Source organism: Streptococcus sp. k-378 (genome assembly GCF_013277505.1).
GTDB classification, from domain to species: Bacteria; Bacillota; Bacilli; order Lactobacillales; family Streptococcaceae; genus Streptococcus; species Streptococcus pseudopneumoniae.
Genome location: NZ_VMNC01000136.1, coordinates 1 through 8290, shown reverse-complemented (window position 1 = coordinate 8290; position 8290 = coordinate 1). Strand labels below are relative to the sequence as shown.

6 protein-coding genes, 11 tRNA genes and 2 rRNA genes are annotated in these 8290 nt (G+C 41.7%); 18 read left to right on the top strand and 1 reads right to left on the bottom strand.

Annotated elements, in window-relative coordinates:
* From HT719_RS10655 to HT719_RS10570, 18 genes are all read left to right on the top strand, one after another.
* A 23S ribosomal RNA gene (locus HT719_RS10655) occupies positions 1-124 on the top strand; the annotation flags it as partial.
* 76 nt (positions 125-200) lie between these two features.
* A 5S ribosomal RNA gene (gene rrf, locus HT719_RS10650) occupies positions 201-316 on the top strand.
* Between the two features lie 4 nt (positions 317-320).
* Positions 321-393, top strand: a tRNA-Val gene (locus HT719_RS10645).
* A 5-nt stretch (positions 394-398) separates the two neighbouring features.
* Positions 399-469 (top strand) — tRNA-Gly (locus HT719_RS10640).
* A 34-nt stretch (positions 470-503) separates the two neighbouring features.
* Positions 504-577, top strand: a tRNA-Ile gene (locus HT719_RS10635).
* A gap of 81 nt (positions 578-658) precedes the next feature.
* Positions 659-748: transfer RNA gene (locus HT719_RS10630), tRNA-Ser, on the top strand.
* Positions 749-758: 10 nt separating this feature from the next.
* Positions 759-832, top strand: a tRNA-Met gene (locus HT719_RS10625).
* A 3-nt stretch (positions 833-835) separates the two neighbouring features.
* Positions 836-908: transfer RNA gene (locus HT719_RS10620), tRNA-Phe, on the top strand.
* A gap of 12 nt (positions 909-920) precedes the next feature.
* A tRNA-Tyr gene (locus HT719_RS10615) sits at positions 921-1001 on the top strand.
* 4 nt (positions 1002-1005) lie between these two features.
* Positions 1006-1076 (top strand) — tRNA-Trp (locus tag HT719_RS10610).
* A gap of 14 nt (positions 1077-1090) precedes the next feature.
* Positions 1091-1163, top strand: a tRNA-His gene (locus tag HT719_RS10605).
* A 13-nt stretch (positions 1164-1176) separates the two neighbouring features.
* Positions 1177-1248, top strand: a tRNA-Gln gene (locus HT719_RS10600).
* A gap of 9 nt (positions 1249-1257) precedes the next feature.
* Positions 1258-1341 (top strand) — tRNA-Leu (locus tag HT719_RS10595).
* A gap of 107 nt (positions 1342-1448) precedes the next feature.
* Positions 1449-2726: a gamma-glutamylcysteine synthetase gene (locus tag HT719_RS10590; protein WP_119943725.1), complete on the top strand. Its 1278-nt coding sequence runs from the start codon at positions 1449-1451 to the stop codon at positions 2724-2726.
* Between the two features lie 76 nt (positions 2727-2802).
* Positions 2803-4287, top strand: a complete 1485-nt coding sequence (gene thrC / locus HT719_RS10585; protein ID WP_172929176.1) for a threonine synthase — start codon at positions 2803-2805, stop codon at positions 4285-4287.
* Positions 4288-4347: 60 nt separating this feature from the next.
* Entirely contained in the window at positions 4348-5628 is a 1281-nt protein-coding gene (locus HT719_RS10580; protein WP_172929174.1) for an MATE family efflux transporter, read from the top strand.
* Between the two features lie 3 nt (positions 5629-5631).
* Positions 5632-6252 (top strand): HAD family hydrolase, encoded by a 621-nt coding sequence (locus tag HT719_RS10575; protein WP_172929172.1) that lies wholly within the window; start codon positions 5632-5634, stop codon positions 6250-6252.
* A 165-nt stretch (positions 6253-6417) separates the two neighbouring features.
* Complete coding sequence (locus HT719_RS10570; protein ID WP_172929170.1) at positions 6418-7596, top strand: LysM domain-containing protein; 1179 nt, start codon at positions 6418-6420, stop codon at positions 7594-7596.
* A gap of 270 nt (positions 7597-7866) precedes the next feature.
* Here the strand turns inward: HT719_RS10570 and HT719_RS10565 are convergent.
* Positions 7867-8290: IS630 family transposase (locus HT719_RS10565; protein ID WP_172929168.1), on the bottom strand; the 424-nt coding region annotated here is incomplete at its 5' end.

Sequence of the window (8290 nt, the reverse complement as noted above, 5' to 3'; positions counted from 1 at the left end):
GATGAGATTTCCCATGATTATATATCAGTAAGAGCCCTGAGAGATGATCAGGTAGATAGGTTAGAAGTGGAAGTGTGGCGACACATGTAGCGGACTAATACTAATAGCTCGAGGACTTATCCAAAGTAACTGAGAATACGAAAGCGAACGGTTTTCTTGGTTTGAATAGATATTCAATTTTGAGTAGGTATTACTCAGAGTTAAGTGACGATAGCCTAGGAGATACACCTGTACCCATGCCGAACACAGAAGTTAAGCCCTAGAACGCCGGAAGTAGTTGGGGGTTGCCCCCTGTGAGATAGGGAAGTCGCTTAGCTCTAGGGAGTTTAGCTCAGCTGGGAGAGCATCTGCCTTACAAGCAGAGGGTCAGCGGTTCGATCCCGTTAACTCCCATTTTAGCGGGTGTAGTTTAGTGGTAAAACTACAGCCTTCCAAGCTGTTGTCGCGAGTTCGATTCTCGTCATCCGCTTTGAACTTTGTTCTTTGTACCAAGTTTTTGACTTGGGCGCGTAGCTCAGGTGGTTAGAGCGCACGCCTGATAAGCGTGAGGTCGGTGGTTCGAGTCCACTCGTGCCCATAGTATTTAGTCCATTAGTAGGGGGTGGAATATTATCTGTTCACTAAGAGGACACGGGCTTGTTCCCGTATAAACTATTTTGGAGGATTACCCAAGTCCGGCTGAAGGGAACGGTCTTGAAAACCGTCAGGCGTGTAAAAGCGTGCGTGGGTTCGAATCCCACATCCTCCTTTTATATTAACGCGGGATGGAGCAGCTCGGTAGCTCGTCGGGCTCATAACCCGAAGGTCGTAGGTTCAAATCCTGCTCCCGCAATAAGGCTCGGTAGCTCAGTTGGTAGAGCAATGGATTGAAGCTCCATGTGTCGGCGGTTCGATTCCGTCTCGCGCCATTTATATATTTTGGAAGGGTAGCGAAGAGGCTAAACGCGGCGGACTGTAAATCCGCTCCTTCGGGTTCGGGGGTTCGAATCCCTCCCCTTCCATTTTACGGGCATAGTTTAAAGGTAGAACTAAGGTCTCCAAAACCTTCAGTGTGGGTTCAATTCCTACTGCCCGTGTTAATAAAATTATGGCGGGTGTGGTGAAGTGGTTAACACACCAGATTGTGGCTCTGGCATGCGTGGGTTCGATCCCCATCACTCGCCTATTTTATATTATTGGGGTATAGCCAAGCGGTAAGGCAAGGGACTTTGACTCCCTCATGCGTTGGTTCGAATCCAGCTACCCCAGTTACTATTTGCCGGCGTGGCGGAATTGGCAGACGCGCTGGACTCAAAATCCAGTGTCCGCAAGGACGTGCCGGTTCGACCCCGGCCGCCGGTATAGTATAGCGATAAGGAACGTTGTAAGTCTTCGTTCCTTTTTTATATTATTTTTGCTATAATAATACTTATCCAAATTTTATTTAGATTATGAAAGTGTAGGGAAGTATGTCTCGTTCTATCGATTTATTAAAACATCGGTATTTGAAAAATATTAAAGAAAATCCTGAATTGTTTGTCGGGATTGAGCTGGAATATCCTGTTGTAAACTTGGAAGGGGATGCTACAGATGTTGAAGTTATCAAGTACTTATTCCGATATTTAGTTTCTTCTTTTGATTTCACTGTCGAAAAGGTAGATGATTTTGGCAATCTGATCCAGTTAGTAGATCCGATAAGTCAGGATGCTATTTTATTTGAAGTTTCCTATACAACGATTGAGTTTGCATTTGGTAAGGCTGAAACAATTCAAGATGTCGAAAATCGTTTTAATAATTATATGGATGTAATTCAGAGAAAGTTAGCTGAATCCAATCATGCTATCGTTGGCTGTGGAATTCATCCTAACTGGGATAAAAATGAGAATTATCCAGTGGCTTATCCACGCTATCAAATGTTGATGGATTATTTGAATTTGAGTAGAAATATTACTAAATCAGATTTACATTATTTCCCTGAATATGGTGCTTTTATCTGTGGGAGTCAGGTTCAGCTGGATATTTCAAAATCCAACTACTTACGGGTGATTAATGCTTTTACCCAAATTGAAACAGTTAAGGCTTATTTATTTGCCAATTCTGAGTTTACAGGTGCGGATTGGGATACAAAAATTTCAAGGGACATCTTCTGGGAAGAATCGATGCATGGCATCTATCCAGAGAATGTTGGGGTTAATACTAGACTTTTTGATGATGAAGATGATTTTTTTGACTATCTCGATCATTCTGCGATTTTTACTGCGGAACGTGATGGACAAACCTATTATTTTTATCCCATTCAGGCTAGGGACTATTTGGCTACATCTGAAATCCAAGCATATGCTCTTAATGGGGATGAGATTCTTATTTACCCTCAAGAGAAGGATTTTGAAACTCATCGTAGTTACCAGTACCAAGACTTAACGACTCGAGGAACAGTTGAGTTTCGTAGTGTGTGTACTCAGCCTCTAGATAAAACCTTCGCTTCTGCTGCCTTTCACTTGGGATTATTAGTTAATTTAGATAAGTTAGAAGCTTACTTAGAAACAGCACCTTTCTTTAAAGAATTTGGGCGAAATTATAAATTTTTAAGACGACAATTTTCTAAGAAAAAGCTTACAGATCAGGAAGAAACTGCGATTATTGGATTTTCCAAAGACTTACTCCTGCTAGCCGAGGAAGGACTGAAGATGAGAAATAAGAAAGAAATGACCTACCTACAGCCTTTGAAAGAAGAATTGAGCCTATAATTTCTCTTACTAAAGGGAGAATTTTCTGAAAAATCATGATATAATGGAAGAGACTATAGATAAAGGATAGAGAGTAATGACATTAGTTTATCAATCAACGCGTGATGCCAACAATACAGTAACTGCTAGCCAAGCTATTTTGCAAGGTTTGGCGACGGACGGCGGTTTGTTTACACCGGTTACTTATCCAAAGGTAGATTTGGACTTTGACAAATTGAAAGCTGCTTCTTATCAGGAAGTTGCTAAGATTGTTTTGTCAGCATTTTTAGATGACTTTACAGCTGAAGAGTTGGACTACTGTATCAACAATGCCTACGATAGTAAATTTGATACTCCAGCTATAGCGCCTTTGGTGAAATTAGACGGTCAATACAATTTGGAACTGTTCCATGGATCAACGATTGCCTTTAAGGATATGGCCTTGTCTATTTTGCCATACTTTATGACAACAGCTGCTAAGAAGCATGGTTTGGTGAACAAGATTGTCATCTTAACAGCGACATCTGGTGACACGGGGAAAGCTGCTATGGCGGGGTTTGCGGATGTGCCTGGTACTGAAATTATCGTCTTTTATCCAAAGGATGGTGTCAGCAAGGTTCAAGAGTTGCAAATGACCACTCAGACTGGTGACAATACTCATGTTATCGCTATTGATGGTAACTTTGACGATGCTCAAACAAATGTGAAGCATATGTTCAATGATGTGGCTCTTCGTGAAAAATTAGCGGCCAACAAGTTGCAATTTTCATCTGCTAACTCTATGAACATTGGTCGTCTGGTACCACAGATTGTTTATTATGTTTATGCCTATGCTCAGTTGGTCAAGACTGGTGAGATTGAGGCTGGTGATAAGGTCAACTTCACGGTACCAACAGGAAACTTTGGAAATATCTTGGCTGCCTTTTATGCCAAACAAATCGGCCTCCCAGTTGGCAAACTAATCTGTGCTTCAAATGACAACAATGTTTTGACAGACTTTTTCAAGACACGTGTTTACGATAAGAAACGTGAGTTTAAGGTAACAACTAGTCCATCTATGGATATTTTGGTATCTTCAAACTTGGAGCGTTTGATTTTCCATCTTTTGGGTAATGATGCGGTTAAGACAGCCGAACTCATGAATACTTTGAGTAGCCAAGGTCAATATGAGTTGACTAATTTTGATGAAGAGATTCTTGAACTCTTTGCAGCAGAATATGCGACTGAAGAAGAAACGTCAGCAGAAATCAAGCGTGTTTATGAGTCAGATTCTTATATCGAGGATCCACATACGGCGGTTGCCTCGGCAGTTTATAAGAAATACCAAGCGGCTACTGGCGATGTAACTAAGACAGTGATTGCTTCAACAGCGAGTCCATACAAGTTCCCAGTGGTTGCAGTAGAAGCTGTAACTGGAAAATCAGGGCTTGGCGACTTTGAAGCCTTGGCTCAATTACATGAAATCTCAGGCGTTGCAGTGCCACCAGCAGTTGATGGGCTTGAAACAGCTCCTGTTCGTCATAAGACAACTGTTGCAGCTGCTGATATGCAAGCAGCGGTTGAGTCTTATTTAGGACTTTAAGACAGAAGGAGTAAACTCGGTTGGGAAACCAACTGAGTTTCTTTTCATCAGGAGGAAGGATTGTTTAAGAAAAATAAAGACATTCTTAATATTGCCTTGCCAGCTATGGGCGAAAACTTTTTGCAGATGCTCATGGGGATGGTGGACAGTTATCTGGTTGCTCACTTGGGTTTGATAGCTATTTCGGGTGTATCAGTAGCTGGCAATATTATCACGATTTACCAGGCGATTTTCATCGCTCTGGGAGCTGCTATTTCCAGTGTTATTTCAAAAAGTTTGGGGCAGAAGGATCAGTCTAAGCTAGTCTATCATGTGACTGAGGCGTTGAAAATTACTTTACTATTAAGTTTCCTTTTGGGAGCTTTGTCTATCTTCGCTGGGCAAGAGATGATTGGACTTTTGGGGACAGAGAGAGATGTAGCTGAGAGTGGTGGACTCTACCTATCTTTGGTAGGCGGATCGATTGTTCTCTTAGGTTTAATGACTAGTCTGGGAGCCTTGATTCGTGCAACGCATAATCTACGTCTGCCTCTTTATGTCAGCATCTTGTCAAATGCCTTGAATATTCTCTTTTCCAGTCTAGCTATTTTTGTACTGGATATGGGGATAGCGGGTGTTGCTTGGGGGACTATTCTGTCTCGTTTGGTTGGTCTTGTGATTTTGTGGTCACAATTAAAACTGCCTTATATGAAACCGACTTTTGGTTTAGATAAGGAACTATTGACCTTAGCTTTTCCAGCAGCTGGAGAGAGGCTTATGATGCGGGCTGGTGATGTCGTTATCATTGCCTTGGTTGTGTCTTTCGGGACAGAGGCAGTGGCGGGAAATGCGGTCGGAGAAGTTTTGACCCAGTTTAACTACATGCCTGCTTTTGGAGTTGCTACGGCAACGGTCATGCTGGTAGCTCGAGCAGTTGGAGAGGATAATTGGGAAAGAGTAGCTAGTTTGAGCAAGCAAACCTTTTGGCTTTCTCTGATTCTCATGTTGCCTTTGACCTTTAGTATCTATGCCTTGGGTGTGCCATTAACTCATCTCTATACGACAGATTCTCTAGCGGTTGAGGCTAGTGTTCTAGTGACACTGTTTTCACTACTTGGAACCCCTATGACGACAGGAACAGTCATCTATACAGCAGTCTGGCAGGGTTTGGGCAATGCTCGGCTTCCCTTTTATGCGACAAGTATAGGAATGTGGTGTATCCGCATTGGAACAGGATATCTAATGGGGATTGTGCTTGGTTGGGGCTTGCCCGGTATTTGGGCCGGAACCCTTTTGGATAATGGTTTTCGTTGGCTATTTCTACGCTATCGTTACCAGCGCTATATGAGCTTGAAAGGATAGGAAATGCAAAAAACAGCTTTTATTTGGGATTTAGACGGGACTTTATTGGATTCTTACGAAGCGATTTTATCAGGGATTGAGGAGACTTTTGCTCAGTTTTCTATTCCTTATGATAAGGAGAAGGTAAGAGAGTTTATCCTCAAGTATTCGGTGCAGGATTTGCTTGTGCAGGTGGCAGAAGAGCGGAAGCTAGATGTGGAAGTGCTCAATCAAGTGCGTGCCCAGAGTCTGGCTGAAAAGAATGCCCAGGTATTCTTAATGCCAGGTGCGCGTGAGGTGCTAGCTTGGGCAGATGAATCAGGAATTCAACAGTTTGTCTACACTCATAAAGGAGATAATGCTTTTACCATTCTCAGAGATTTGGGTTTGGAGTCCTATTTTACGGAGATTTTAACCAATCAGAGTGGCTTTGCGCGTAAACCTAGTTCAGAAGCGGCTACCTATCTGTTAGACAAGTATCAGTTGGATTCTGAGAAGACCTATTATATAGGGGATCGGACTCTGGATGTGGAATTTGCCCAGAATAGTGGGATTCAAAGTCTCAACTTTTTAGAGTCGTCTTATGAAGGCAATCACAGGATTCAAGTGTTAGCAGATATTCCTTATATTTTTGAAGGAAAGTGACGATAAGATTGTGTCAGTTTTGTGACAGAGACCTAACAAACTATTTCAAGTAACCGAGTTTGTTACAAGGAATGGACAGTTTTGTTAAATAGGCCCGAGAGGGCTTTTTTTCTGCATTTTTTGTGTTATGATAGACAGGTACTCATTTGAAAGGAATTTGAAAGAATGAAGAAAAGAATATTATTAGCCTCAACAGTAGCTTTGTCATTTGCCCCAGTATTGGCAACTCAAGCAGAAGAACTTCTTTGGACTGCACGTAGTGTTGAGCAAATCCAAAATGATTTGACTAAAACGGACAACAAAACAAGTTATACCGTTCAGTACGGTGATACCTTGAGCACCATTGCAGAAGCCCTGGGTGTAGATGTTACAGTTCTTGCGAATTTGAATAAAATCACTAATATGGATCTGATTTTCCCAGAAACTGTTTTGACAACGACTATCAATGAAGCAGAAGAAGTAACAGAAGTTGAAATCCAAACACCTCAAGTGGCTTCTAGTGAAGAGGTGACAATTGCGACAGCAGATTTGACAACCAATCAAGTAACCGTAGATGATCAAACTGTTCAAGTTGCAGATCTTTCTCAACCGATTGCAGAAGCTCCAAAAGAAGTAGCATCAAGTTCAGAAGTTACAGAGACAGTGACTGCTTCAGAAGAAGTTGCGCCATCTACAGAGATTTTTACCCCAGAGGGGCAAACATCCGAAACAAGTAGTGCAGTTTCAGAAGCAACTCCTCAGGCAACGACTCCAGCTGATAAAGATGAAACTCAAGCAAGTTCCCAAGCTGAATCAGCAGTGGAAGAAACTACAACGCCAGCAGAAGAAACAGCAATCGAAACAACTGCAACAAGTGCAGAAGAAGCAAAAGAAGCATCATCAAATGAAGCTACACCAATAGTTTCTACTTATCAACCAGAAGAGGCGAAAACAGTTTCAACAACTTACGCGGCTCCAGCTGCGCCCGATTATGCTGGGCTTGCAGTAGCGAAATCTGAAAATGCAGGCCTTCAACCACAAACGGCTGCCTTTAAAGAAGAAATTGCCAACTTGTTTGGCATCACATCCTTTAGTGGTTACCGTCCAGGAGACAGTGGAGATCACGGAAAAGGTTTGGCTATCGATTTTATGGTCCCAGAAAGCTCAGAACTAGGGGATAAGATTGCGGAATACGCTATTCAAAATATGGCTAGCCGTGGTATTAGTTATATCATCTGGAAACAACGTTTCTATGCTCCATTCGATAGCAAATATGGGCCAGCTAATACTTGGAACCCAATGCCAGACCGCGGTAGTGTGACAGAAAATCACTATGACCATGTTCACGTTTCAATGAATGGATAAACCAGACTTGGTAATATCATTTTGACGAATGAGATCTAGCTTTCGTGATAGGAAGTAGGTCTTGTTCGTTTTTTATTTGTCATACTCTTCGAAAATCTCTTCAAACCACGTCAGTTTTATCTGAAACCTCAAAGCTGTGCTTTGAGCAACCTGCGACTAGCTTTCTAGTTTGCTCTTTGATTTTCATTGAGTATCAATATGAATGGGAAATGGAAGTTACCATTTTGTAATGATTGAATCATAATTCTTGCAATCTATTTTACTTTATACTCAATTGTTTTCAAAAAGCAACCTTGTCCATTGTCTGCTGACAGTGGACTTTAAAACGCTTTTTTCCAGTCCTTGAATAACTTCTTGAAGCTTATCAATGACGGCTTCCAATGTTTGGAAAGCCTTGTTTTTGAAACCTCGTTTTCGAATTTCTTTCCATACTTGTTCAATAGGGTTCATTTCTGGAGTATAAGGTGGGATAAAAGCTAACTCAATATTACTTGGAATCTCTAAGGTACTTGATTTATGCCATATAGCATTATCCATGACAAGTAAAATATAGTCATCTGGATAAGCTTGTGAGACTTGCCGTAGAAATTCATTGGTCCACTCAGTATTGCATCCTCCAGCAATGAGGAAAAAGGAATCTCCTGTCTGAGCATCTACTGCCCCATAACAATAGCGATATTCTCGCATATAATGA

What these genes read in the sequence shown, in the direction of transcription:
- HT719_RS10575 (WP_172929172.1), top strand. Translation starts at nt 5,632, where the DNA reads ATGCAAAAAACAGCTTTTATTTGGGATTTAGACGGGACTTTATTGGAT.
- thrC (WP_172929176.1), top strand. Translation starts at nt 2,803, where the DNA reads ATGACATTAGTTTATCAATCAACGCGTGATGCCAACAATACAGTAACT.
- HT719_RS10590 (WP_119943725.1), top strand. Translation starts at nt 1,449, where the DNA reads ATGTCTCGTTCTATCGATTTATTAAAACATCGGTATTTGAAAAATATT.
- HT719_RS10570 (WP_172929170.1), top strand. Translation starts at nt 6,418, where the DNA reads ATGAAGAAAAGAATATTATTAGCCTCAACAGTAGCTTTGTCATTTGCC.